Source organism: Sulfuricaulis sp., assembly GCF_049587675.1.
GTDB lineage: Bacteria > Pseudomonadota > Gammaproteobacteria > Acidiferrobacterales > Sulfurifustaceae > Sulfuricaulis.
The window spans coordinates 1-21,946 of the sequence record NZ_JBAVEJ010000133.1 but is presented as its reverse complement, the minus strand read 5'-3'; the positions used below and the strand labels follow the sequence as shown (position 1 = coordinate 21,946).

The 21,946-nt window shown below is 58.9% G+C and carries 24 protein-coding genes; 20 read left to right on the top strand and 4 right to left on the bottom strand.

What is annotated here, in order from left to right; genetic code table 11:
* The 4 genes from WB402_RS07100 to WB402_RS07085 form a co-directional block, all read left to right on the top strand.
* Nucleotides 1-387: ubiquinone/menaquinone biosynthesis methyltransferase (locus WB402_RS07100; protein WP_424206341.1), on the top strand; the 387-nt coding region annotated here is incomplete at its 5' end.
* 96 nt (nt 388-483) lie between these two features.
* The gene (locus WB402_RS07095; RefSeq protein WP_424206339.1) at nt 484-1,092 is read left to right on the top strand and encodes a ubiquinone biosynthesis accessory factor UbiJ; all 609 of its coding nucleotides are present in this window, start codon (nt 484-486) and stop codon (nt 1,090-1,092) included.
* Entirely contained in the window at nt 1,089-2,747 is a 1,659-nt protein-coding gene (gene ubiB, locus WB402_RS07090; protein ID WP_424206337.1) for a ubiquinone biosynthesis regulatory protein kinase UbiB, read from the top strand. Before WB402_RS07095 ends, ubiB begins: the two co-directional genes overlap by 4 nt.
* A gap of 80 nt (nt 2,748-2,827) precedes the next feature.
* Complete coding sequence (locus tag WB402_RS07085) at nt 2,828-3,697, top strand: hypothetical protein (RefSeq protein WP_424206335.1); 870 nt, start codon at nt 2,828-2,830, stop codon at nt 3,695-3,697.
* Between the two features lie 210 nt (nt 3,698-3,907).
* Here the strand turns inward: WB402_RS07085 and WB402_RS07080 are convergent, their stop codons facing one another.
* The 3 genes from WB402_RS07080 to gpmI all read right to left on the bottom strand — a co-directional run bounded on the left by WB402_RS07080 (nt 3,908) and on the right by gpmI (nt 8,117).
* A complete protein-coding gene (locus tag WB402_RS07080; protein WP_424206333.1) occupies nt 3,908-5,251 on the bottom strand; it encodes a S41 family peptidase in 1,344 nt (447 codons plus the stop codon).
* 62 nt (nt 5,252-5,313) lie between these two features.
* Nucleotides 5,314-6,444, bottom strand: coding sequence for a murein hydrolase activator EnvC family protein (locus tag WB402_RS07075; RefSeq protein WP_424206331.1), 1,131 nt, complete (start codon nt 6,442-6,444; stop codon nt 5,314-5,316).
* Between the two features lie 92 nt (nt 6,445-6,536).
* Nucleotides 6,537-8,117: a 2,3-bisphosphoglycerate-independent phosphoglycerate mutase gene (gene gpmI / locus WB402_RS07070; RefSeq protein ID WP_424206329.1), complete on the bottom strand. Its 1,581-nt coding sequence runs from the start codon at nt 8,115-8,117 to the stop codon at nt 6,537-6,539.
* A 142-nt stretch (nt 8,118-8,259) separates the two neighbouring features.
* Between gpmI and WB402_RS07065 the strand changes: the two genes are divergently transcribed.
* The 5 genes from WB402_RS07065 to WB402_RS07045 all read left to right on the top strand — a co-directional run bounded on the left by WB402_RS07065 (nt 8,260) and on the right by WB402_RS07045 (nt 11,046).
* Complete coding sequence (locus WB402_RS07065) at nt 8,260-8,595, top strand: ArsR/SmtB family transcription factor (RefSeq protein WP_424206327.1); 336 nt, start codon at nt 8,260-8,262, stop codon at nt 8,593-8,595.
* A gap of 129 nt (nt 8,596-8,724) precedes the next feature.
* Nucleotides 8,725-9,141 (top strand): rhodanese-like domain-containing protein, encoded by a 417-nt coding sequence (locus WB402_RS07060; protein WP_424206325.1) that lies wholly within the window; start codon nt 8,725-8,727, stop codon nt 9,139-9,141.
* A 2-nt stretch (nt 9,142-9,143) separates the two neighbouring features.
* Nucleotides 9,144-9,398 carry a glutaredoxin 3 gene (grxC, locus tag WB402_RS07055; RefSeq protein WP_424206323.1) on the top strand — a complete coding sequence of 85 codons (255 nt, stop codon included), beginning with the start codon at nt 9,144-9,146 and terminating at the stop codon, nt 9,396-9,398.
* A gap of 47 nt (nt 9,399-9,445) precedes the next feature.
* The gene (gene secB, locus WB402_RS07050; protein ID WP_424206321.1) at nt 9,446-9,913 is read left to right on the top strand and encodes a protein-export chaperone SecB; all 468 of its coding nucleotides are present in this window, start codon (nt 9,446-9,448) and stop codon (nt 9,911-9,913) included.
* A gap of 125 nt (nt 9,914-10,038) precedes the next feature.
* The gene (locus tag WB402_RS07045) at nt 10,039-11,046 is read left to right on the top strand and encodes an NAD(P)H-dependent glycerol-3-phosphate dehydrogenase (RefSeq protein WP_424206319.1); all 1,008 of its coding nucleotides are present in this window, start codon (nt 10,039-10,041) and stop codon (nt 11,044-11,046) included.
* Between the two features lie 109 nt (nt 11,047-11,155).
* Here the strand turns inward: WB402_RS07045 and trmL are convergent, their stop codons facing one another.
* A complete protein-coding gene (gene trmL, locus WB402_RS07040; protein WP_424206317.1) occupies nt 11,156-11,620 on the bottom strand; it encodes a tRNA (uridine(34)/cytosine(34)/5-carboxymethylaminomethyluridine(34)-2'-O)-methyltransferase TrmL in 465 nt (154 codons plus the stop codon).
* 110 nt (nt 11,621-11,730) lie between these two features.
* Here trmL and WB402_RS07035 point away from each other — a divergent pair, with 110 nt between their 5' ends.
* From WB402_RS07035 to WB402_RS06985, 11 genes are all read left to right on the top strand, one after another.
* Nucleotides 11,731-13,653 (top strand): O-antigen ligase family protein, encoded by a 1,923-nt coding sequence (locus tag WB402_RS07035; RefSeq protein WP_424206315.1) that lies wholly within the window; start codon nt 11,731-11,733, stop codon nt 13,651-13,653.
* Nucleotides 13,654-13,898: 245 nt separating this feature from the next.
* The gene (locus WB402_RS07030) at nt 13,899-15,617 is read left to right on the top strand and encodes a GspE/PulE family protein (RefSeq protein ID WP_424206313.1); all 1,719 of its coding nucleotides are present in this window, start codon (nt 13,899-13,901) and stop codon (nt 15,615-15,617) included.
* Between the two features lie 87 nt (nt 15,618-15,704).
* Nucleotides 15,705-16,934 carry a type II secretion system F family protein gene (locus tag WB402_RS07025; RefSeq protein WP_424206311.1) on the top strand — a complete coding sequence of 410 codons (1,230 nt, stop codon included), beginning with the start codon at nt 15,705-15,707 and terminating at the stop codon, nt 16,932-16,934.
* A gap of 100 nt (nt 16,935-17,034) precedes the next feature.
* Nucleotides 17,035-17,598 carry a prepilin-type N-terminal cleavage/methylation domain-containing protein gene (locus WB402_RS07020; protein WP_424206309.1) on the top strand — a complete coding sequence of 188 codons (564 nt, stop codon included), beginning with the start codon at nt 17,035-17,037 and terminating at the stop codon, nt 17,596-17,598.
* Nucleotides 17,599-17,695: 97 nt separating this feature from the next.
* Nucleotides 17,696-18,133: a type II secretion system protein gene (locus WB402_RS07015; RefSeq protein ID WP_424206307.1), complete on the top strand. Its 438-nt coding sequence runs from the start codon at nt 17,696-17,698 to the stop codon at nt 18,131-18,133.
* A 337-nt stretch (nt 18,134-18,470) separates the two neighbouring features.
* Complete coding sequence (locus tag WB402_RS07010; protein WP_424206305.1) at nt 18,471-18,929, top strand: pilus assembly FimT family protein; 459 nt, start codon at nt 18,471-18,473, stop codon at nt 18,927-18,929.
* Complete coding sequence (locus tag WB402_RS07005) at nt 18,926-19,396, top strand: type IV pilus modification PilV family protein (RefSeq protein WP_424206303.1); 471 nt, start codon at nt 18,926-18,928, stop codon at nt 19,394-19,396. Before WB402_RS07010 ends, WB402_RS07005 begins: the two co-directional genes overlap by 4 nt.
* A gap of 8 nt (nt 19,397-19,404) precedes the next feature.
* Nucleotides 19,405-20,424 (top strand): PulJ/GspJ family protein, encoded by a 1,020-nt coding sequence (locus tag WB402_RS07000; RefSeq protein ID WP_424206301.1) that lies wholly within the window; start codon nt 19,405-19,407, stop codon nt 20,422-20,424.
* Nucleotides 20,421-20,855 (top strand): pilus assembly protein MshP, encoded by a 435-nt coding sequence (locus WB402_RS06995; RefSeq protein WP_424206299.1) that lies wholly within the window; start codon nt 20,421-20,423, stop codon nt 20,853-20,855. The genes WB402_RS07000 and WB402_RS06995 overlap by 4 nt, the downstream gene beginning before the upstream one ends.
* Nucleotides 20,856-20,868: 13 nt before the next feature.
* Nucleotides 20,869-21,399, top strand: coding sequence for an RNA polymerase sigma factor (locus WB402_RS06990; RefSeq protein WP_424206297.1), 531 nt, complete (start codon nt 20,869-20,871; stop codon nt 21,397-21,399).
* Nucleotides 21,377-21,766, top strand: a complete 390-nt coding sequence (locus WB402_RS06985; protein WP_424206295.1) for a hypothetical protein — start codon at nt 21,377-21,379, stop codon at nt 21,764-21,766. Before WB402_RS06990 ends, WB402_RS06985 begins: the two co-directional genes overlap by 23 nt.
* Nucleotides 21,767-21,946 lie beyond the last annotated feature (180 nt).

Genomic DNA, 21,946 nt, shown 5'->3' with positions numbered 1-21,946 from the left:
GCCGAGAACCTGCCGTTTCCCGAGAATTATTTCGATCGCGTCAGCATTGCCTTCGGGTTGCGCAACGTGACGCACATCGATCGCGCGCTGTCCTCCATGTTTCGGGTGTTGAAGCCTGGCGGGATGTTGCTGGTGCTCGAGTTTTCCCGTCCGGTGGTGCCGGGGCTGAACAATCTCTACGACGCCTATTCCTTCAATGTCCTTCCGTGGCTCGGGCGCGTGATCGCGCAGGATGAGGGTAGTTACCGCTACCTCGCGGAATCCATCCGCAAGCACCCCGACCAGGACACGCTGAAGACGATGATGGAACGCGCGGGATTCGAGCGGGTGCAGTATTACAACTTGAGCGGCGGCATTGTCGCCCTGCATAAAGGCTATAAATTCTGAGCCCCGCCACGGCGCGGGAACAGCAGGGCGGCGAAAAGTAATATTGGATTTTCCTGACGGCCTTTGAGTCCTGGCATTCATTTATAAAATGTTCAAATGACATCACCTCTCACAACGTTGACTGAAGCGACCGTCAATCGCATCCTGCGTCTCGACCCCGATACGCTCGCGCGACTGGGAGAACTCGAGGGCAAGGTGATCCGGCTGCGGCTGGGCGGCACCGATCCCGTCGTGATTTTCGTGCTGCCATCCGGCACCGGCGTCAGTTTGCGCGGGCAGTGCGACGGCGCGCCGGACGTGACGCTCGCGGGCGACATTCCGGTGTTTGCGAAACTGGCGCAGCGGCGCCTAGCACCCGATGTCGTGGCCGACGGCGAGGTCCAGATCAGCGGCGACATCGATCTTGGGCAACGCTTCCAGCGCCTCCTGGAAAAAATCAATATCGACTGGGAAGAGCCAGCGGCGCGCGTTCTGGGCGATGTTGCGGCGCATCAGTTGGGCAACGCGCTGCGCCATCTGGGCGGCTGGACCCGGCGAGCGCTGCATGTGCTGGGCGAGGATGCCGCGGAATACCTGCAGGAAGAAAGCCGCCTGCTGCCCTCGCGTTCACGCGCCGAGGCGTTTCGACTGGCCGTGGAAGCATTGCGATTGGAGGCTGAGCGCCTGGAATTGCGCCTTGTGCGCTTGCGTGAGGGCATGAAATGATCCGTCCGCGCCAGTTTGCCCGCCTGCTGCGCATCACCCAGGTCTTTGTCCGGCATGATCTGGACGAATTCGTCACCGCGATCCATCTTTTCCGTCCCTATCGTCTGTTGCTGCGGCTCGCGCCGTGGCGGCTGTTCGCGCGCCGCGGTCTACCGCGCGGCGTGCGCCTGCGCGAGGCGCTGGAGGAGCTGGGACCGGTCTTCGTGAAGTTCGGCCAGATGCTGTCCACCCGTCCCGACCTGCTGCCGGAAGATATCGCCGAGGAACTGGCGCGACTTCAGGACAGTGTGCCGCCGTTTCCCGGCGACGAGTCCGTGCTTCTGATCGAGCAGGCACTGGGCGGCAAACTTGACAGTTTCTTCAGCGAGTTCAGCCGCGAGCCCATCGCCTCGGCCTCGGTGGCGCAGGTGCATATCGCGCGGTTGCACGACGGCACCGAAGTAGCGGTCAAGGTGCTGCGCCCCGGCATCGAGTCGGTCATCGATCGTGACCTCGAACTGCTGTACATGCTCGCGCGCCTGGCGGTGCGCTACGTGCCGGATACGCGCCGGTTTCGCCCCGTTGAAGTGGTGGATGAATACAACAAGACCATCCACGACGAGCTTGACCTGCGGGTGGAGTCGGCGAATGCGAGTCGCCTGCGCGCTAACTTTCAAGACTCCAACCTGCTTTACGTTCCGAAAGTTTACTGGGACCTCACCCGCCGCACGGTCATGGTGCTTGAGCGCATCCACGGCATACCTGTCGGTAACGTCGAGGGCCTCAAGGCCGCCGGCGTCGACATGCGGAGGCTGGCGCACAATGGCGTGGAGATTTTTTTCACGCAGGCGTTCCGTGACGGGTTTTTCCACGCCGACATGCATCCGGGCAATATCTTTGTCTCGCCCGAGGGTCAGTACCGCGCGGTGGATTTCGGAATCATGGGTACGCTTGGCGAGAAGGACAAACGCTACCTCGCGGAAAATTTCCTCGCGTTTTTCAACCGCGATTACCATGCCGTGGCCGATGCCCACTTGCGCGCCGGCTGGGTCCCGGCGGGCACGCGCATCGAGGAGTTCGAGGCGGCGATCCGCACCGTGTGCGAGCCGGTGTTCGCACGCCCCATCAAGGACATTTCCTTCGGCCGGTTCCTGCTGCACCTGTTTCAGACCGCGCGGCGTTTCAACATGGAAGTCCAGCCGCAACTGGTGCTGCTGCAGAAAACGCTGTTCAATATCGAGGGTCTGGGCCGGCGGCTATACCCCGACCTCGACTTGTGGGACACCGCCAAGCCCTATCTCGAGCGCTGGATGAGCGAGCACATGGGGCCGCGCGCCTTCATACGCACGCTGCGCAACGAATTTCCCAAGTGGTGGGCCATGCTGCCGGAAATCCCGGCGCTGGTGCACGAGGGCCTGCGGCGCGCGGGCCGGGAAGAATCGGCCCGGGAATCCACGGCACGCGAGATCGAGCAGCTGCGCCGCCAGCTCCGCCGCCAGCATCGGCGGTTATATTTCGCTGCCGCCGGCAGCGGTTTGCTGATCGCTGGCGCGGTGATGCTGGGCATGGATGTGACGCTTTACGGCGAGGCGCTCTGGGGGCGTTTATTGGGCTGGTCGCTCGCAGCAATGGGCGGTTTTCTGCTGCTGCGAGGCTGGCCGGAGCAGGTTCCGTGACGGACGGCATGTTGGGCCGGCGGGCCAGTATGCTAGAATACATATTGTAGATTTATGGATGTAACCGGATCGGAATGTCTATGAAGCTTGTCAGAAAAACCCTTCTCGCGAGCGCGGTGCTGCTGGCCAGCACGGGTTCGGCCTTGTCCGCTCCATCGGGAAAGCTCTCCTGGTTCGATGATGCTCCGTTCGCGGGCGTAGGCGCCGTGGGAGTTCCTGAAGTACAACTTCGTAATCCATCCGAATACAGCTCGTTTGGGTTGAACCTTTATCAGTCTCAGCGTGCCGTAACGGAGGATGGCAGTTCGGCGGATAGCGGAGAGGCTGTGCTCGGTGCCAGCTCGGTCAATTTTTATGGTGAAGTCGAGACCGCCAGCAACCGGGCTCGCTACTCCTCATTTGAGGAGTCATCCATCAACCGTGTCAATGCCTTCGGGGTGAGATGGCAGCATCATATGGATACCGTGAACAGTTTTGCGATATCCGCCGAGTATGGTGAGGGCACGGCCGTCAATCCGACACCGCAGGATACGCTGGATACCCGCGCGGCATTCTCATGGACCAGCCGCCTGCCGAGCAGCGTGAAACCGAGCATCACCGGTAGTTTTTTTCTCGGCGATGAAGTGGCGCGCGAAGAAATCTACCGGCATCTCGGGCGCCGCTACTATGGTTTCACCGTCGGCGGAAGCCTGACGCTGTTCCAGTCGCACACGCCTTACATGTCGTTCAAGATGCAGAAGAGTTTGTATGATACGGCCGACGAGCCAACATTTGTCTCCCCGCGCAGCGGCGACCGTTCCTTGCTGTCGGCGGGCTGGAAATGGCAGGTCCAGCGCGATTTCAGTCTCCAAGCCGAAGCGAGTTTCGGTTTGGGAAGCTCCACCACGAGCCTGGATCCTTACAGCCTCGAACGCAGCCGGATTCTCTTCGGCACGCGCTTCGGCTTCTAGTAACCAGCGCGCCACATCGTTCCCGCAGCGTTAACTCTTCCTTGAGGTTATCTTCAGTCCGCTGACCCGGCCTGTCCGTGATGGGCCGGTCGCTGCCATCCGTTGAGCGGGATCGATCGTACGGCGCAAGAAAACAATCATGGCGACCGCCCCCCGTTCCTCGACGCCTTGCGCCTAGGAACCGGTACGGTCGCCATTCTGCCTCTGCCTTTATTTGCCTTGAGCTTTAAAGAAGCTGATGCCCTTGAGCAGGTTCAACGCTTCCTGCAACTGATAGTCCTCGACCGCGGGTTTGCCGGTCTCGTCCTTCTTCTTGTCGTCTTTCTTGTCTTCCTTTTTCGGTTCTTCTTTCGGCTTGGCGATCTCATCGCCATTTTCCAGGTGGCGAGCAAGATCCGCTTCCCGCAGCCGGTCGCCGGCTTCGCTCTTGGTGATCCTGGCTTCTTCCGTCACGATGTCAGGCACGATGCCGGAGGCCTGGATTGAGCGGCCGCTTGGGGTGTAGTAGCGCGCCGTGGTGAGCTTGAGTGCTCCACCGTTGCTCATGGGGATAATGGTCTGCACCGAGCCTTTGCCGAAGCTCTTTGTGCCCATGATGACGGCGCGTTTGTGATCTTGGAGCGCGCCGGCGACGATTTCAGAGGCCGAGGCCGAGCCGCCGTTGATCAGCACCACCATCGGTGCGCCGTTCAGTAGATCGCCTGGCGTGGCGGAGAGCTTCATCTTGGAATCTGTCACGCGGCCTTCGGTGTAGACGATGAGCCCTTTGTCGAGGAAGGCGTCGCTGACACCCACCGCCGAATTGAGTACGCCGCCGGGATTATTACGCAGGTCGAGAATCATTCCCCGGAGCGTGCCTTTGTTTTCCGTTTCCAGTTTTTTGATTGCTTCCGCCAGGCCCTTGTCGGTCCCGGCCTGGAACTGGGTGATGCGCACATAACCAAAGCCCGTCTCCAGCATCCGGTTCTTTACGCTCTGGATCTTGATGACCGCGCGCGTGAGCGTGATCTTGAGCGGCTTGGTTGCGCCTTCGCGCACGATGGTGAGCGTGATGTCGCTGCCGGGTTTACCGCGCATGACGCGCACGGCCTCGGTCAGCGTCATGCCTTTTACGGCCTTGTCGTCGAGCCGGATGATGAGATCGCCGGGCTTCACGCCGGCGCGCGCGGCGGGCGTGTCCTCGATCGGGGAGACGACCTTGACGAAGCCGTTTTCCATCGTGACTTCAATGCCGAGGCCGCCGAACTGGCCCTCGGTTTCCACGCGCATGTCCTTGAAACTGTCCGCGTCCAGATAGGCGGAATGCGGATCGAGTCCGGCAAGCATGCCCTGCACGGCGTCTTCGAGGAGTTTCTTGTCCTCGACCGGCTCAACGTAATCGGTCTTGATGCGGCTGAACACCTCGGTGAAGCTGCGCAGTTCGTTGAGCGGCAGCGGCGCCAGGGCCTCCTTGGGTTCGTCGCGCTCGGCCAGCACACCCATATCGAGAATGATCGCCGCGCCGACGAACATCCCGAGAAACAGGACCAGAATATAACGTGTTGCAAGTTTCATTAATGATGCTCCGTTTGATGGACTGCTCCGCCATGTCGGCGGGTGTAAATAAAATTGAGTCGTTATCGTGCCTTGCACCAGATCAGCGGATCGCGCGGATCTCCGTTCTGACGAATTTCAAAATACAGGCCCGGCTGCGCTACGTCGCCGGTGTTGCCCAGACTGGCGATGGTATCACCTGCCTCGACCCAGTCGCCGACCCCCCTGTGCAGGCTTTGATTGTGGCCGTACAACGTCATATAGCCATCTCCGTGGTCCAGAATCAAGAGTAGACCAAATCCCCGCAACCAGTCGGCAAACACCACGCGACCGCGGAACACGGCTATCACGTTCTGCCCCTCATGCCCGGCGATAAAAAGACCACGCCATTTGAGATTGCCCACGTTTTTCTGCGCGCCGTAACGGGCGATTATCCGGCCATGGGCGGGCAGCGGCAAACGCCCCCGTAATCTGGCAAAATGCTTCTCGTTGCCGGGCGGCAGGGGCGTCGTCTCCGGCACCACCGTTTTCAGCTCCTCGATCAGCTGCTCCAGGCGTTTTTCGTCCGCATGCAGTCGTTCGATTTCCTGCGAGTGACCACGTACCTCGTGGCTGAGGCTGGCGAGCAATTCACCGCGGCGCGTGCGGGAAATCTCCAGCGCTGTTTTCTGTTCCTGCTGGGTGGCGCGCAGCGTCTCCAGTTCCTGGCTTTGTTCCCGGATCTGCCGCTCGAGTACTTCGAGCCGCGACAGGTTTGCCTGGATGTCGGTAATGCGTTCGGCGCGCGCGCGGTTGATGTATTGATAATAAGTCAGAACCCGGGCCACGCCCGCGGGGTTTTCCTGATTGAGCAGCATTTTGGGATATTCCTGGCGGCCCATGACATAGGCCGCGCGGATCTGATGCACCAGTTGTTGCCGCTGCGTCTCGAGACTGCCGCGTTCCCGTGCCGCCTGTGCCCGGAGGTCTTGAAGCTTTCTTTCGTTACGGCGCTGGCGCGCTTCAGTCTGTCTTGTGCTTTGCAGCAGGCCGCCGATGCGTCGCTCTAGGTCGCGTACTTCATCGCGAACGGCGTCGCGCTGACCGCGGGTTTCGTTGAGTATTTCCTGCAGCGCGCCAATACGGGTGCGCAGTTTCTGTAATCGTGCTTCTTCCTGTGCGGAGTCAATGGCGTGGACCGGGTGGAGGACGGCGAATAACAGGCAGCAAAGCAATGTTGCGCCCCTCCAGCGTACCCACGCTGAATGGCGACGGAACGGTGCCGGCGCCGCAACAGAGAGAGGGAAAGGCGGGTATGGTGTGTCCGTCAGGCGCGACTCTCGGCAATCGCCGGCTGTTCGGTTTGCAATATCACCAGCGGCCGGCCGGTCATTTCCGTCGGCTGCGGCAGACCCAGGAGATATAGCATGGTCGGCGCAATATCTTCCAGCGCCCCGTTCGGCGCAAGGGCGGCGGGTCGTCCAATATAAAGGAGTGGCACGGGGTTGGTGGTGTGCGCGGTGTGCGGTTGGCCGGTTTCAAAATCGAACATCTGTTCGGCGTTACCGTGATCGGCGGTAATGAGCATCTCGCTGCCGGTATCCATGATTGCCTTGTAGATCTGCCCCAGGCATTGGTCCACCGCCTCGATGGCCTTGACCGTGGCATCGAAGTCGCCGGTATGACCGACCATGTCAGAGTTGGCAAAGTTGCATATGATGACATCGTAAAATCCGCCGCGGATCGCCTTGACCACTTCCTCGGTGAGGCGCGGCGCGCTCATTTCTGGCTTCAGGTTGTAGGTCGGCACATCCGTCGGTGACGGGATCAGGATCCGGTCCTCGAACTTAAACGGGGTTTCCACGCCCCCGTTGAAGAAAAATGTCACGTGCGCGTATTTTTCCGTTTCGGCGATGCGCAGCTGATGCAATCCGAGGCTCGCCAGGTAAGCGCCCAGCACATTGCGCAAACGCTCCGGCGGAAACGCGACTGGAACGTGGAATTCGGAGTTGTATTCCGTGAGACTCACGAAGGCGCCGAGCTTGGGAATTACCGCGCGCTCGAAGGCGTCAAAGTTGTTGTCGATGAAGGGGCGCGTGATCTGGCGTGCGCGGTCGGAACGGAAATTCATGAAGATGACCACATCACCGTCGGCGATATGGGCCGGTTCCACTCCGGGCGGCGAAATGACGGTGGCCTTGACGAATTCATCGGTCTCACCCCGGGCGTAAGCCATGTCGAGTGCTTGCGAGGCGGAAGCGGCGGTAAATTCGGCCTTGGCCTGTGTCATCAGATCGTAGGCAGCCTGAATGCGCGGCCAGCGGTGGTCGCGGTCCATCGCATAGTGGCGGCCGATGATCGAGGCGAAACGGCCTTGTTTCACCGCGGTGAATTTATCTTCCATGGTTTTGATGGAAGCGGCGGCGCTCTGCGGCGGCGTGTCACGCCCGTCGAGGAAGGCGTGCAGGAAGAGCCTGGTCGCGCCACGTTTGGCCGCGAGATCGACGATGGCATGAATATGTTCCTCATGGCTATGTACGCCACCGGGCGAAAGCAGCCCCATGATGTGCACAGCCTTCCCGGTCTTGACCGCCAAATCGATGGTGTCGGTGAGCGTTTTATTGGTGAAGAAGGTGCCGGTGCTGATCGCGCGGTTGATGCGCGTGTATTCCTGGTACACCACGCGGCCGGCGCCGAGGTTGAGGTGGCCGACTTCCGAGTTGCCCATCTGGCTGGAAGGCAGGCCGACAGCCGCCTCCGAGGCATGAATCAGGGTGTGCGGATGCTGCTTCCATAGCGCGTCCCACGTGGGTTTGCGGGCAGCGGCAATCGCGTTGTATTGGGTGTTTTCACGGTAGCCCCATCCGTCCAAAACGATCAGAACCAATGGTTTAGGGGTAAATGACATGCTCGATGACTCAAATAGCGGTTTTTTCAGTCTCTTTTAAATATTCCCGATATTGTATAATGTTTTGGTTCACGACACAGCAGGTTCCGCGGGTCCGGAGAGAGGGAGCGTGGGCTGAAAGCGATACATGAGGCCTGAATGCATGAGTGCCGCCACCGCAAAAGTTGAAGACGTACTGATTACCAACGAAGAAGATATTCATCTTGCTTCCCGCTCCATGAAGGCCATGGCGCACCCGCTGCGACTGAAAATCCTTTGTATCCTTGGGGGCAATACCGAGGTCAGCGTCCAGGACATCGTCGAACAGGTCGGGACTTCGCAAAGCAATATCTCGCAGCATCTTTCCATTCTGCGCGACAAGGGCATCCTGGCGGCACGCAAGGACGCGAACAAGGTCTACTACCGGATCAGCGATCCGAAAATACTGCAACTGATCGGTTCGTTGCGCCAGGCTTTTTGCAGCGCGGTGCGCCGCTAAGCATAACCAAAATTTTCATAGTAAACCGGGTTCGACTGGCGAATGCCGCAGAACCGGGAAATCACAACTGGATTTCAGATATATTCCTTCCATCTCTTTCAAATTGATTAGCAATTTTATTCACTAACCATGACCATGCAGTTTGTCATTCATAACTGGTATTTGTTCGTCGCGCTGGGCGTCATCCTGTTTTTGCTGGTGATGGGCCCCCTCAGCCAGCAGCTGCACGGCATCAAAAATGCCAATGCCTCCCAGACGGTGCAACTGATCAATCGCGAGGACGGCGTGGTCGTGGATGTCTGTGAACCCAAGGAGTTTCAGGCCGGCCACATTCCGAATGCGGTCAATCTTCCCTTGTCGGCACTTTCAAACCGCCTGCGTGAGCTCGACAAATTCAAGAGCAAACCGGTGATCGTGACCTGCCGCGCCGGCAATCGTTCCATGAAGGGTGCGGTGATCTTGCGCAAGCACGGTTTTGCCACGGTATACAACCTTTCCGGGGGGCTGCTTGCCTGGGAGAAGGACAACCTGCCGGTGGAGAAATAGTGGTGGCGCAAGTGCTGCTGTACGGCACGCGCATCTGTCCCTACTGCCGGATGGCGGAACGGTTGTTGGAAAAGAAAGGTGTTCAGGCCGAAAAGGTAATGGTGGATCAAAACCCCGCGCGACGCGAGGAGATGATTCGACTTACGGGCCGTACCAGCGTGCCGCAAATTTTCATCGGCGCGACGCATGTCGGGGGATACACGGAGCTGGCGGGACTCGAACGAGCGGGGCAGCTGGACGCTTTGCTGAAATCATGAGCCGCTTACGATAATACAGCGATATAACATTCACGAGGGCAGAGACGGTGGAGCAGAATCAGCAAGAGAATATCGTTTTCAGCATCGAGAAGATTTACATCAAGGATATTTCCTACGAAGCACCCAGCGTACCGTCGGCGTTTATTCAGTCACAGAATGCCGCCGCGGAAATCGGCATTCAGCTCGGCGTCGAGCACGGCGCGCTCAACCCGGAGCAGGGGATATACGAGGTGGCGCTGACCGTGACGGCAACCGCCAAACGCGAGGGCAAGAACCTCTTTCTTGCTGAAGTGAAGCAGGCAGGGATTTTTCGCATCAGCGGCGTCGAGGGTGATACATTGCAACGGGCGCTTGAGATCAGTTGTTCGAACGTACTGTTACCGTTCGTGCGCGAAACGATCAATGATCTGGTCGGCAAGGGCGGGTTCCCGCAGCTGCTGATTAATCCGATCAACTTCGAGACGCTGTACGACCAGAAGCAGGCGGCTCAGGCAAACCCGCCCAGTATCAATTGAAGTCTGTTTATCACGCCTGCAGGGAAGAGACAGCGCGATGAAGCAGACGTTGGTTCAGCACGGCGCACATTCTTCATTCGTCGAATCCTCGCCCTGACTGGATTCGGGCAGCGTCCAAGAACAAGATGACTTCCGAAAAAAAATATCCCGTTACCGTGCTCGGGGCGGGATCCTGGGGCACGGCACTGGCGTTGTTGCTCGCGCGCAATGGGCATACCGTGCTGCTCTGGGGTCATGAGGCTGCCCAGCTGGAGCGTCTGGAACGCGAACGCCAGAACCGCGCCTATCTTCCGGATATTGCCTTTCCCGCGAATATCCAGGTACATGCATCGATCCCCGAGGCCGTGAAGTCGGTATCACGATTCCTGATCGCCGTTCCCAGTCACGCGTTCCGCGCCACGCTCACAGCGCTAGGTCCGCTAATGCCCAACGACGCTATCCTGGCCTGGGCAACCAAAGGTCTTGAACCCGGTAGCGGCAAGCTGCTGAGTCAGGTGGCGATCGAAGTGTTAGGCGGACGGCATGCATTGGCCGTGATTTCCGGGCCGACATTTGCGCGTGAAGTGGCGCTCAACATGCCCACGGCACTGACGGTGGCATCGGAACACGAGAAAGCGGCGGAAGAAGTGGCTTCGTGGCTGCGCAACGAGCGCGTACGCGTATACACCAGCCGCGATGTGGCGGGCGTGCAGCTGGGCGGGGCGATCAAGAACGTCATGGCCATTGCTGCCGGCATCAGCGACGGGCTCGGTTTCGGTGCGAACGCCCGTGCCGCGCTCATTACGCGCGGGCTGGCCGAGCTCACGCGTCTCGGTATCGCCATGGGCGGGCAAAAGGAAACCTTCATGGGCCTGGCCGGTGCCGGCGATCTGATCCTGACCTGCACCGATAACTCTTCACGCAACCGCCGCGTCGGTCTGGCGTTGGGACAGGGGCGCAAACTTCCCGAAATTCTGGCCGATCTCGGTCAGGAAGCGGAAGGGGTGGCCACTTCGCGCGAGCTCTATCAGCTCGCGAAAAAAATCAACGTGGAACTGCCCATCACCGAGCAAGTGTATCGTGTGTTGTACGAAAATCTCCCACCCCAGGCCGCCGTGGAAGCTTTGCTTAAACGTGGACCCCGGCAGGAATAAATGCCGCCCTACTTCGTTCGTCTGGATGTAAGAGTTTCGCCCTAGTGCGTTCCTCTGGACAAATCAGTAACCCTACTCGCTTCGCTCGTTCGTCCTGACATAATAAGACTTATTCCCCGGCGCTGAATCCCTGCTGCCGCCAGGCTTCATAGACCGCCACCGCCACCACGTTGGACAGATTCAGGCTGCGATTGCCGGGCAGGAGCGGCAGCCGCAGACGGTGTTCCTCCGGGAGAGTGTCGAGCAGATTCTGCGGCAGTCCACGCGTCTCGGGCCCGAAGAGCAGGGCGTCGTTCTCCTTATATTCCATCTCCGTGTAAAACCGCCGTGCGCGTGTGGAAAAGGCGAGCAGCCGCCTTGGCCTCGCGGCTTCGATAAATGCCTCATAACTTGCATAAGTCCGGACATCCGCCCACTCGCGATAATCCAGGCCGGCGCGCCGCAGTGCTTTATCTTTCAGCTCGAACCCTAGAGGCTCGATAAGATGGAGACGCGCTCCGGTATTGGCACACAGGCGCATGATGTTCCCGGTGTTGGGTGGAATCTCAGGTTGATATAGCACGACATGAAACATGGCTTGGCTTTGTGTATGGGCGTGTAATCTGGTGTTTCGCCCGTGATTGTATATAAGTAGGTAGGAAGCTCGCACGTCCCGCTACCAGCCACTCAAGGAGGAGTATGGCAGTGCTAAAAAGAAAAACGCTCAACCTGCCCGCCGTGCACGTCAGTTCCCTGTTGTTCATCTGTGCCCTGTTTCCCGCCCTTCTGTTCAAGGGCCCCCAAATAGAATTTTTTGCCGTTACCCAGATTCTGTTGGTGATGTGGCTGGGCTGGGTCGTCCTGAAATCCTATGGTTCGGGTATTTCCATCCCCAAAACAGCTTTGGCGCTTTGTCTTTCGCTGTTCTGGTTATGGCTGGCCATTTCGCTGACTTGGAGTCTCGCGCCCAGTATCAGCGTGATCAACTTCTGGTGGGTTGGCAGTCTGGCGCTGGTTTTCTGGCTTTATACCCTGACACCCGACCGCGACGCGCTCTGGTCGCATGCGGCCGCCATCATACTGGTTTTGGGAATTGTGCTGGCACTGATGGGAATTTATCAGGTGCTAGTACTCGAACAGCAGGCACAATCCGTTTTCGAGACCCGCAATACCCACGCCGCCTTTTTGAATCTCGTGGCTCTGCCGGCGTCGGCATACTTTTTGTCTTTGACGGCCAACAAACAAGCCCCCCGTCATTACACCGCTTTGCTGGGAAACGCCTTGTTTGTTCTGTTTTTCTCGATTTTCCTTACCGCCAGCCGCGGTGCCACACTGAGCCTTGCCTTGAGCATGGGCGTAATGGTGGCGCTCACGTTCCGGTACGTACCAAAACGTCGCATCATCCTGCTTCTGGTCTTGCTGGCCGCCGCATTCGTATCCACCAAGATTGCTCATGGGGAATTGGGCGCGCGTCTTCCTGAGCTGGTGCAGGATTCTCCCAGACGCATGATTTGGGAATCATCCTGGAATCTGCTCAAGGCTTCGCCATGGCAGGGTATCGGTTTGGGGCTTTATTATTTGGCTTATCCACCGTATCGCAATCCGGCCGATGGTACCGGCGGTTTCTTCGCGCACGATGATTACCTGCAGATATGGATAGAAACCGGATTGCCGGGACTGCTGCTTTTGCTTTCGGTGCTGGTATGCGTGTTGTGGCTGCTCGTGCGCACTCTACGTAACACGAAAATAAATAGTGTCACCCGGATCGAACTGGTTGGTCTTTTTTGCGGATTGCTGGCGGTAGCCAGTCACAGCGTCGTTGACTTTAACCTCTATATTTTGTCGCTCATGATGATATCCGGCTTGGTGATGGGGCGATTCCATGAGCTCGCCAGCCGTGAACTCAAGCTGCGTTCGCTGCGGATCAGTCTTCCCAGTGTCATTGGCAGGCAGGTTTTTCCGGTCGTCATCGGTTTGCTGGTTCTTCTGCCCGCGCTCTACTTTACGGCCCTGGGACTGGCCAATTCGTACTATGGCAAGGCACTCGCGCAGGCGCGGGAAGGAAAACTGCAGGAAGCCGATAAGAGCCTTGGCACGGCGCAACAGCTAACCCCTTCGGATGATCGCATGCTGATCGCGCATGCCGATTTATTCCGGCATGCCGCCACGCTGCTGCCGCCAGCCAATGAAAACAGCAAACGGCCGCTATACGATGACGCCCTCAAATTCCTGGACGACGCCGAGAAAGCCAATCCCTTGCGTGGGTTGACGTACGTCATTCGCGGCAGGATCTATCAGCAGAATCCCGCGTTCGCTGGAGACAACGGGTATGAACTCGCCGCCGAATCTTTCCGTCGCGCGCTTGCTCTCAATCCCAGGCTGTTCCAGGGCCGGCTGGAATACGCCTCGTTGCTGTTGCAGCACGACCAAAAGCAAGAAGCGCTTCAGACCCTGGAAGAGGGCGTGAAGCATTCCTATCCCGACTTGCCGGACCTGATCCCTTTTTATTCTCTCGCCGCGAGGCTCAGCCGGGAGGCCGGGAAAGAGGAGCAAGCCAAGACTCTTGAAGACAAAGCCCGGGACCTCGAAAAGAAGACCCGAGCAGCCTATTCACTTTACGGTTACTAGGAAACCCATTCAAATTACGCACGCTTGCGCCAGTTAACACCCCCAAGGGGAAATGGCCCGTTATTTGCTTGAGGATGCAGAGGCATCAGGCACCTCGCCCTTGGGCGGAGGAGCCTGGTTTTGTCGTGGTCGTGGAGCCGGGAGACCGGTTTTATCGACTATATTGGGGGTAAGTTCAGTCTTTTCAGTGTATTAGGCCGTCCGTTTCATGTCGGAGACGAGGCGCGGCCGGACGGGGAGTCACGATGGCAACGATTAGCGAGATGAAGCCCAAAAAAATCCGCATCGGCGATTTGCTGATGGCGAACAAAATTATTTCGCAAGAGCAGCTCAATACCGCCCTGGCGGATCAGAAAAAGAGCGGCCGCAAACTCGGGCGCGTCCTCGTGGAGAATGGTTTCCTCTCCGAAGAACAACTGCTGACCTTTCTCGCGCAGCAGCTCAACGTTCCTTATATCGATCTGCGGCGTTATCACTACAAGCCCGAAACCGTCCGCCTGATACCGGAAACCCATGCCCGGCGCTTCCGCGCCATCGCACTCGAGGACGGCCGTGACAGTCTCCTCGTCGGTATGGCTGATCCCACCGACATTTTTGCGTATGATGAATTGGCGCGCGTATTACGCCGTCCGTTGCGTTTCGCGGTGGTGAACGAATCCGAACTGCTCAAGACCATCGATCGCGTTTACCGTCGCACGGAGGAGATCAGCGATCTGGCGCAGGAACTACAACAGGAATTGACGGCCCAGGGCGTGGATCTGGTCGCCTTGGCCGAGACCGAGGGCCTTACCGACGCGCCGGTTGTCAAACTCCTGCAAAGCATGTTTGAGGACGCGGTGCAGGTTAACGCCTCGGACATTCACATCGAGCCGGATGAAAAAGAACTACGCATCCGTTTCCGGCTGGACGGCGTGCTGCGCGTACAGACGATCACGGATCGACGCATCGCGAGCGCGCTGGTATCGCGCGTGAAGCTGATGGCGGGGCTCGACATATCCGAAAAACGCCTGCCGCAGGATGGCCGCACCAACGTGCGCATTCGCAACAGAAACATAGACGTGCGTATCTCGACCATGCCGATACAGTTCGGAGAGTCGGTGGTGATGCGTCTGCTCAATCCCTTCGCCGGCGTGCTCAATCTGGAGCAGATCGGTATGCCGAAAAACATTCTTGAGCGCTTCCGCCACGTGATTCACAATCCCAACGGGATGGTGCTGGTCACCGGCCCCACGGGCAGCGGCAAGACGACGACGCTCTATGCGGCGCTGAAGGAACTCAACCGACCCGAATTCAAGATTCTGACTGTCGAAGACCCCGTGGAGTACCGTCTCAACGGGGTCAACCAAATCCAGGTCAATACCAAGATCGAGCTGACGTTCGCCCGCGTGCTGCGGTCCATGTTGCGCCAGGACCCGGACATTATTCTCGTGGGCGAAATGCGCGATCAGGAAACCGCGGAAATCGGCCTGCGCGCGGCGATGACCGGCCACTTGGTGCTGTCAACCCTGCACACTAACGACGCAATCTCCACCGCGCTGCGCCTCCTGGACATGGGGGTGGAGTCGTACATGGTCGCCGCCTCGCTGCGCGGCATCATCTCCCAGCGCCTGGTGCGGCGCATCTGCGAGTCCTGCGCCGAGCCCTACGAGCTTCCCGCCGCGCAGATGGCCATTGTCCGGGCCGAGGCGGGGGACAAGGCGGAGACGCTCAAGTTCAAACGCGGACGCGGTTGCAGCCACTGCAACGGCACGGGTTACCAGGGACGGGTCGGCGTATTCGAGTATCTGGAAATGGATAATGCGCTGGCCGAGGCCATGCATTCCGGTGATCCCCAGAAATTCGCCGAGGCGGCGAAGAGTCAGCCGGGCTTCCAGGCCTTGCGTCGCGCCGCCATTATTCTCGCGGCGCAGGGATTGACCACCATGGATCAGGTGGTGCGCGCCACTTATTCATTGGAGGAGTAGGGCGATGTCTTATCTTCTTAAGACGAACGAGCGAAGCGAGTAGGGCTACTCATCATATGTCAGGACGAATGAAATAGGGATTCCGTTATGCCACTGTTTCAATATAAGGGACGCAATCAACGCGGCGAGGCGGTGCGCGGACATCTCGATGCCGCATCGCCCGACGCCGTCGCCGGACAACTGTTGAACAGCGGCGTGATTCCGATCGATATCGTCATCGCTCAGGCGCGCGCGGACGTCTTCGGCGCGATACGGGCGCGTTTGGCGGCGAGCAGCAAGATCACCCTGACGGATCTCGCCCTTTTCAGCCGCCAGATGTACACCCTGCTCAAGGCCGGTGTGCCGATCATGCAGGCCCTGCGGGGCTTGCATGAATCCACGCAGAACCCGGCGCTGGCCAAGGTCATCTCCAATCTCGGTGAGAGCCTCGACACGGGCCTGGATCTCACCAGCGCCATGCGGCGTCACCCGCAGGTCTTTTCGCCGCTTTACGTGAACATGGTTCAGGTCGGTGAAACCACCGGAAGCATGCAGGAGGTGTTCTTGCAGTTGGCGCTGTACCTCGAACGTGAGAAGGACACACGCGACCGCATCAAGTCGGCGACGCGCTATCCGACTTTCGTGGTGGCCGCCATTCTGATCGCCATCTTCATCATCAATATTTTCGTCATACCGACGTTCGCCAAGGTTTACGCCGGATTTAAAATTGAACTGCCGATGGCGACGAAGATACTGATCGCTTCATCCAATTTCACCATCACTTACTGGCCGGTAATGCTTTTTGCACTCGTCGCCGCCATTTTTGCCGTCCGTTCCTATGTGCGAACTCACGAGGGACGCTACCGCTGGCACAAGTTCAAACTCCGCGTTCCCGTGATCGGCAATATAATTTATAAAGCCACGCTCGGCCGTTTCGCGCGCGCGCTCGCGGTGATGATGAAGTCGGGTGTGCCGCTGGTGCAGGGTATGACGGTGGTCAGTCGCGCCGTGGACAACGACTACATCAGCGATCGCATCGTGCAGATGCGCGACGGCGTCGAGCGCGGCGAGACGATCGCCCGCACGGCGGCCGCGACTGGCATGTTCCCATCACTCGTGATCCAGATGATCGCGGTGGGCGAGGAAACCGGTTCGGTGGATGAGCTGATGTTCAACGTGGCTGAGTATTATGAACGCGAAGTGGATTACGACATCCGCAACCTGAGCACCGCGATTCAACCGATTTTGATCGTGTTTCTGGGAATCATGGTATTCATTCTGGCGCTGGGCATATTCCTGCCAATGTGGGACTTGGTCCAGGTTGCGCGCAAAGGCTAATCGTGACGCGGCTTATGGCGGGTATCGAGAAACTGGACAAGCTTAGGTTCGTAACCTACTGTGTTTTCATAAGGTACCTGTTACAGCGGGAAGGTAAAAAGTGAGCCGGGAAGGCCATGGTCCGAGGTTTCGGGTACGCCCAAAACGGTCGAGCGACGGGTTTTCCCTGCTGGAATTGGTTGTTGTGATCGTGATCATTTCCATCCTGCTGGTCGTGGCGATTTCGCGCTTGCTGGCCCTGATGGTGGATGCCGAGCGGGTGACCATGGAAACCGTGGCCGGGACGCTGCGCAGCGCGATTGGCATGAAGGTTGCAGAAAGTATTGTGAAGTCGAAGGTCGTGGACCTCCGGGCCTACGAGGGCAGCAATCCGATGGACCTGCTCGCGGAAGTGCCGCGTAATTATCTGGGCGAGCTGGACGGTGCAAATCCGGCGTCGCTCGAGGATGGCAACTGGTATTTCGACAAGCGGGATAAGACGCTTGTTTATTTGGTCCGCAACAAGGGTTTTTTTACCGGCGGATTGTCCAGTCCCCCGCGCGCGCGGTTTGCGCTGAGGCTGGTCTATAGCGATAAAAACGGGAACGGTAAGTTTGATCAGGGCATAGATGAGATAGAAGGCATGCGCCTGAGTCCCGTGGAAACTTATTCCTGGTCTCGATGACGATATCGGGGCCGGTAACGATGGAAGGCGGCAGGTAGAGATCCAGCTGCTACAGTGTGGTAGATCAACGTTAATTTATTTACGCAGGAGATAGAGCATGTCCAAACAGCAAAGTGGTTTTACTCTTATAGAACTGGTCGTGGTCATCGTGATCCTCGGCCTCCTCGCGGCCACGGCCCTGCCGCGGTTCGTCAATCTTACCGGTTCGGCGCGCCTGGCAAGCCTGCAAGGCGTTGCCGGCGCCGTGGGTTCGGGGGCGGCCCTGGCGCGGGCGCAATGGATTGTGAATGGCAGCGCCACCGCTACAAGCATTGTCATTGATGGCGTGACCGTTGTTACCACTACATCTGGTTACCCCGCTGCCGCGGCTCAAACGGGTATCGCTGCTATGATTCCCAATCTACAAGGCTACACGTACGACGGAACCAGTCGTTTCATACCGAGCAATGGTGGCGTCAGCGGTACTTGCAGCGTTTTATATAGCCAGGTTACCGGCACTGCGACCGTCGAAAGCGGGGCAACGGGATGCCCGTAATCAACCTGTCTTGAACAGCCAGGTTGTATGAAACAGTCAGGATTATTGTTGATTGATTGATAAATCTCCTGCGTTCGGCGGCGCGGTTCGCGGCCGCCGGGAAGGACCGGCACAATCTCTCGCGAGATTGAAAATTTCATAGGCCGGCGGTATGGCAACACAATCGGGGCGCTGGCATGGAGTCAGCGCCCCATTTTTTTACATGACAGGGATTCCTGCATCTCAATAATCACTCACCCTTGAGAGAGATTGTTGAGACAGCTTCTACTATCTTTAGATGTACTTTCGGATAGAAAGCCGTGGAGTATGGTGTGATGACTTTTGCAAGCGTTGCACGATGATGCATATCGGTTCTTCCAAAGGATTCACCCTCGTCGAGCTGGTCGCGACGATCGTCATCATTGCGCTGATCGCGGCGGTGAGCGGACCGCTGTTTTTCGACGTCGACGTTTTCCGCCAGCGCGGCTTTTTCGAGGAAACGCTGTCCACGCTGCGGTATGCGCAAAAGTACGCGGTGGCGACAGGCTGCCCGGTGCGCGTGCAGACCACGGCAACAGGTTTTACGCTGTACCGGCCTGCGAACGCCGCGGCGTGCGCCGCGGGCCCTTACAACACACCGATCGCCGATCCCTCGGGCAACGCAGCCACTTTTACACGTACCGCCCCGCCCGGCGTGACGCTTTCCGTCCATAATTTTACCTTCGCCGCTGATGGCAGCGCCTCGGCCAACCAATCCATCAACGTCGGCGGCACGACTTTCCAGGTCGTGGCGGCCACAGGATTCGTGAGCCGATGATGAAATTCCCGACATTCCGTTTTCGCATGCGCGGCGTCACGCTGGTCGAACTGATTGTCGCAATCGTCATTCTTGGCGTGGCGCTGGCGGGCGTGCTGATGGTTTTTATTCGCAACACCAGCGCCAGCGCCGATCCCTTGATCTGGCATCAGGCCACGGCAATCGCGGAGGCCTATCTGGAAGAGGCCCTGACCAAGAATTTCACCGACCCCGACGGCACCAACGTCGGCGAGACGCGCGCGACCTACGATAACGTCCTCGACTACAACTTCACCGACGTCGGCGCGCGTGACCAGAACGGCAATCCGATAAACGGCCTCGGCGGGTACACCGTGCAGGTGCAGGCAATAGCGGCCACGCTGAATGGCATTCCCAATACCGCTGCCATACGCGTCACGGTGACAGTAACGCCGGCGGTTGCCACCGGCAGCACCGTCGTGATCAGTGGCTATCACACGAATTACTGATCTCCCGCATGCACACGACCCCTTCTTCCCGCCGATCAGTAAGCCAGCGCGTCCGCCGTTGCGCGGGTGTGACCCTCATCGAACTCGTGGTCGTGATCACCATCACCGGTATTATCGCCGTGGTCCTCGGCTCGTTCATCGTGAGCCCGATCCAGGGCTTCCAGGCGCAAGTCCACCGTGCCGAGCTGGTGGACGCCGCCGAAATGGCGCTGCGCCAGACCGCGCGCGACATTCGCCGGGCGCTGCCGAACAGCGTGCGCATCCGCGATTCGCTCGGCAACGTGAACAACGTTACCTGCAACGCCGCGGGCGTGACCTGCGCCATCGAGATGCTCAACACGGTGGACGGTGCGCGTTACCGCGAAGGGCCGGGCACCAATCCCGGCGGGCACATTCATGCCGACCCCCAGTATCGTCTGCACATCAACGCCACCGACAATGACGGATTCAATATCATTGGTTTCTTCCGTAATATCCAGACGGACTTCGTGTTGCCATACAACTCGGCTGCGCAAAATCCTCCGTCCCGGCTTGCCATTTACAACCAGGGTGTCACCGGGGCGGACGCCTATGCCGATGGCGATGAGTCCTCGCTTCCGGCTCCCAGCAGGTACGTGATTACCAGACCGGGTGTAACGTCGTTCAGCATCAACAATGATGATGGTGCTGACGAGCATCATGTTTCGCTCGTCGCCGGTACGTTCAGGTTCCGCTGGGCCTCGCCCAACCAGCGGGTATTTATTGTCGACACACCCATTACCTACCTCTGCACAGGGGGGGCGGGCGGCAACATACGGCGTTACAGGAACTACGCGATCACGACGGCACAGCCGACCAATCCCGGAGCGGCACCACTTTCGGCCGTCACTGGTGCCTTGCTCACCACGCCAGTGACCCGTTGCGCCTTCAGTTATTCGCCGGGCACGAATCAGCGTGCCGGCCTCGTGACGCTGGATATCACCGTGGCTGACGCCAGCGGCGAGACGGTCCGCCTGCTGTATCAGGTGCACGTGGATAATTCGCCATGAAGCACGCCTTTTCCGTGAGCGGAAAGCAGCAAGGCGGCTTCGCTCTGGTCGCGGCCATTTTCATTATCGTGGTGCTGGCGCTGCTCGGGATCATGATGGTGACCATCGGCGGCATGCAGCGGGCTACCGCCAGCGCCGCGGTCCAGGGCGCGCGCGCTTATCACGCGGCGCGTGCTGGTATTGAATGGGGTGCGTTCCAGGCGTTGCCACCAACGAGCAGTTGTGTGGCATCTTCGAACTTCACGCTGTCAGTTCCCGGCCTCGACGGATTTAACGTAACCGTGCAATGTACATCGACGTCGCATCGTGAACGTAGTCCTCCGGACTATAACGTTTATGTCATCACTTCCACCGCCACATCCGGCAATTTCGGCGATGCCAACTATGTCTCACGCCGGATCCAGGTCACCGTGACCAGCGCGCCTCCCTAAACCTTGTTATTCGATGCGGGATCCGGCCGATCTCATTCGCCTGTATTGCCGCGACGGCGATGCCGGCGCGTTCCGCGAGTTTTATCGTAGCCAGTCGCCGCGGCTGTGGAAATTCCTGGTCGCGCGCGGCTGTAATCCGGAGGACGCCTACGACCTCGTCTCCGAGGCGTTCATCCGTTTCGTTCAGACCGTGTGCCGCGACCCGCGCGCGCCAAAGGCGTTTCTCTACCGCATCGCCGCTAACCTGCGGATCGACGCTTACCGCCGGGACCGCGCCCGTCCGACTGAGCCGTTGCCAGAGGAAACCGCCGAGGACACGGGCGGGCCGGCCGGGGAAGAAGCCGCTTATCTGCGCGAACTGGTGAATCGCCTGCCGGAAAGCGAACAAAACCTGCTGCTGCTTCGTTATTGGATAGGACTGAGCCATCAGGAGGTGGCGCAGGCGCTGGATATGCCGGAGGGCACGGTGCGCCGCCAGTGCGCCGAAGCCATCGCCAAACTACGTGAATGCTGGAGCGAGGATGAAACGCCAAGTACCGACTGAACGCGAAATCACGGACCTGATCGCGTCGGCCTATGAGCGAGGGACGGAGCCCGATCCGAGGCGCCTGGCGGTGATCGAACTGAGTTTGTTGGCGCAGACACGCTTGCGTCGCGGTCGCGCGAAGTTTGCCTGGTGGTGGCTTGTCGGCGCATTAGTGGCGGGTACGGCCAGCGCGCTGTGGTGGGTCGTGAACTATGATTCAGTTGAAAGGCAGAATCAGCCGGCGCCGGAGGTCATCTCTCCTTCAGAGGCGCCGCTGACCACAGAGTCACCAGTGCATCCGAGCCGGTCCGAAGACGCGGACTCAAAACCCGCTGGCGAGCAGGATGGAAAAAAAGGACCCGAAATTTATCGGCGGGAGCGTTAGGGTTCGATGTTATCGCCACTACGCAAGAAAACTTGAGCACAGGAAATAAAGCAGCATGAACATGAAGCAGTCTGTTTCGGAAAATCGTGGCTTGGCCACGGCCGGTATTTTGCTGCTGGGCGCACTGATCCTGTTATTGACCGGGGTGAACGACGTTCAAGCCGCCACCGACACCTATAC

Excerpts from the sequence above, each read along its gene's own strand:
- WB402_RS07095 (WP_424206339.1), top strand. The coding sequence starts at position 484 with ATGACATCACCTCTCACAACGTTGACTGAAGCGACCGTCAATCGCATC.
- WB402_RS07000 (WP_424206301.1), top strand. The coding sequence starts at position 19,405 with ATGCACACGACCCCTTCTTCCCGCCGATCAGTAAGCCAGCGCGTCCGC.
- WB402_RS07080 (WP_424206333.1), bottom strand. The coding sequence starts at position 5,251 with ATGAAACTTGCAACACGTTATATTCTGGTCCTGTTTCTCGGGATGTTC.
- WB402_RS06985 (WP_424206295.1), top strand. The coding sequence starts at position 21,377 with ATGAAACGCCAAGTACCGACTGAACGCGAAATCACGGACCTGATCGCG.
- WB402_RS07030 (WP_424206313.1), top strand. The coding sequence starts at position 13,899 with ATGGCAACGATTAGCGAGATGAAGCCCAAAAAAATCCGCATCGGCGAT.
- WB402_RS07045 (WP_424206319.1), top strand. The coding sequence starts at position 10,039 with ATGACTTCCGAAAAAAAATATCCCGTTACCGTGCTCGGGGCGGGATCC.
- WB402_RS07060 (WP_424206325.1), top strand. The coding sequence starts at position 8,725 with ATGACCATGCAGTTTGTCATTCATAACTGGTATTTGTTCGTCGCGCTG.
- WB402_RS06990 (WP_424206297.1), top strand. The coding sequence starts at position 20,869 with ATGCGGGATCCGGCCGATCTCATTCGCCTGTATTGCCGCGACGGCGAT.
- WB402_RS07065 (WP_424206327.1), top strand. The coding sequence starts at position 8,260 with ATGAGTGCCGCCACCGCAAAAGTTGAAGACGTACTGATTACCAACGAA.
- WB402_RS07025 (WP_424206311.1), top strand. The coding sequence starts at position 15,705 with ATGCCACTGTTTCAATATAAGGGACGCAATCAACGCGGCGAGGCGGTG.
- trmL (WP_424206317.1), bottom strand. The coding sequence starts at position 11,620 with ATGTTTCATGTCGTGCTATATCAACCTGAGATTCCACCCAACACCGGG.
- WB402_RS07005 (WP_424206303.1), top strand. The coding sequence starts at position 18,926 with ATGATGAAATTCCCGACATTCCGTTTTCGCATGCGCGGCGTCACGCTG.
- WB402_RS07085 (WP_424206335.1), top strand. The coding sequence starts at position 2,828 with ATGAAGCTTGTCAGAAAAACCCTTCTCGCGAGCGCGGTGCTGCTGGCC.
- WB402_RS07015 (WP_424206307.1), top strand. The coding sequence starts at position 17,696 with ATGTCCAAACAGCAAAGTGGTTTTACTCTTATAGAACTGGTCGTGGTC.
- WB402_RS06995 (WP_424206299.1), top strand. The coding sequence starts at position 20,421 with ATGAAGCACGCCTTTTCCGTGAGCGGAAAGCAGCAAGGCGGCTTCGCT.
- WB402_RS07010 (WP_424206305.1), top strand. The coding sequence starts at position 18,471 with ATGATGCATATCGGTTCTTCCAAAGGATTCACCCTCGTCGAGCTGGTC.
- gpmI (WP_424206329.1), bottom strand. The coding sequence starts at position 8,117 with ATGTCATTTACCCCTAAACCATTGGTTCTGATCGTTTTGGACGGATGG.
- ubiB (WP_424206337.1), top strand. The coding sequence starts at position 1,089 with ATGATCCGTCCGCGCCAGTTTGCCCGCCTGCTGCGCATCACCCAGGTC.